Raw genomic sequence first — 1,780 nt, 5'->3', positions numbered from 1 at the left:
GTTGGGGGGCTTGCCAATATCCTTATTTCCTTTGGATAATAATTGTTGATCCGGTTAGGTAGCAGCTTAGCCCAGCCCAAAGCCTGTTCATCAAAGTTCATCAGGCTCCAGCCTTTTTCGGTAGGATTGAGGTTGATGTTATCGCGGCGCAGGTATTGGATGGCTTGGTCATAAGTTAGTTCGGTTTGCAAAACAGCGTGCTTATTAATAATGGTACTTAAAGCAAGTTCATGGTCGGGTATTAGGTCTTTACCCATCAGTTTGCCCACACGTACCCCCGATTTTTTGAGGTACAGATGTCGCTGTAAGATATTCAAACTTTCCTTATGGATGCGATTAATTGCGAGCCAATCTTCATTCACTTTAAAGTAGTAGAAATCATCCGGATTGTTGATGTAGGTTTTTACCAGGTCAATTTCTGTACTGCTTATTTTTTGATGCATATTGTTTTTAAAGGTGCCCAGTTCGCCGGTGTTGGATCTTTTTTTAAGGCAGCTGGCAAATAAGCCTTCACCTTTAACCTGTCCCGGGTAAAAGCGGTAACCCCATGCTTTTTGCCGGGCTGATTGCGTTTCAACAATTCCCCACTCCTTATATATAGGTATACGTACGCTTTCCATATCAAATTCCTGGCAAAGCCAATCCAGTATATCTTCGTTTTCCTGGTGCGAATAGGAGCAGGTGCTATATATAAGGTATCCATCTTCGTTTAAGGCGGGCAGTATGTCAGCCAGGATCCTTTCCTGCCGCTGATGACAAAGCTCTACGTTAGCTTTCGACCATTCGTTCATTGCCTGTGGGTCTTTCCGGAACATGCCCGAGCCGGAGCAAGGGGCATCAACCAGGATAATATCAAAAAAGCTTTTAAGTCGGCCGATATCTTTAGGGTCGTTATTGCTGACGATAACATTGGCTTGTCCCCAACGGCTAAGGTTATCGGTTAATATAGGTACGCGGGTTTTAATAATTTCGTTAGCCACTAACAGGTCATCGGCATTGATGGCCGAGTTTAGCAGTGTGCTTTTGCCTCCGGGAGCAGCGCAAAGATCAAGTACTTTTACTGCTTCGTCGATGTTTGGGCGGATATTTTTAAATATATGATCGATAAACATCGAGGATGCCTCCTGTACATAATAGCAACCCGCATGAAAAAGCGGATCGAAAGTGAAGGATGGACGGGTGTTTAAATAGAAACCATCGGTACACCAGGGCACCTGTTGGCTTGTTTTTAATGCCGAAGGCTTAAAAGGGTTCAACCTTATAGAGGTAGGCGCATCAGCAAGTTGATGTGCATTGATGAAATTTTCTTCGTCAAATCCATTTTCTGCGCTCAATGATTGCAGGAAATTATCGGGAAACCGGTAGTTGCTCATATACCTTGTAAATATACAAATTCAATAAATGCTATTCTTTATAAGGTAATACTGTACAGATTAGGCGAATTTGAGGTTAGTTTACAGGCACTTGGAAAATTGTTTTAATTATTTGAAAATTTCTCTTGGTGCGTAACCGGTTTTCTGTGTACATTTGTGGCCGCTCAAGAAAAAGGGCGTTGTTTTTTGAAGAGTTAGCGAATAAAAAAAAGATTAAAATAAGTGAATATATCACTTGCCAAATCGGAAAAGAATTCGCACTTTTGCAACCCGCAATCGAAGAGGAAGATTTAGTGAAAATGATCGATTTAGGGCCAAAACAAAATAAAAAAAATAAGTTTTGGAAAATAGGAAAAGGTTTCTACCTTTGCAGACCCAAACGGAAGGGTGCTTGAGAGAGCGAAAGA

The 1,780-nt window shown here is 41.7% G+C and carries 1 protein-coding gene; it reads right to left on the bottom strand.

All coding sequences use genetic code 11. The features are described from left to right. Positions 1 to 1,373 (bottom strand): methyltransferase RsmF C-terminal domain-like protein (locus AC1DPZ_RS26490; RefSeq protein ID WP_477409142.1); only part of this gene is annotated, 1,373 nt, incomplete at its 3' end. Positions 1,374 to 1,780 lie beyond the last annotated feature (407 nt).

This window comes from Mucilaginibacter sp. P4_G9 (assembly GCF_056400985.1).
Note: the sequence above shows the minus strand (reverse complement) of the source record. Positions and strands in the feature narration are given on the sequence as shown.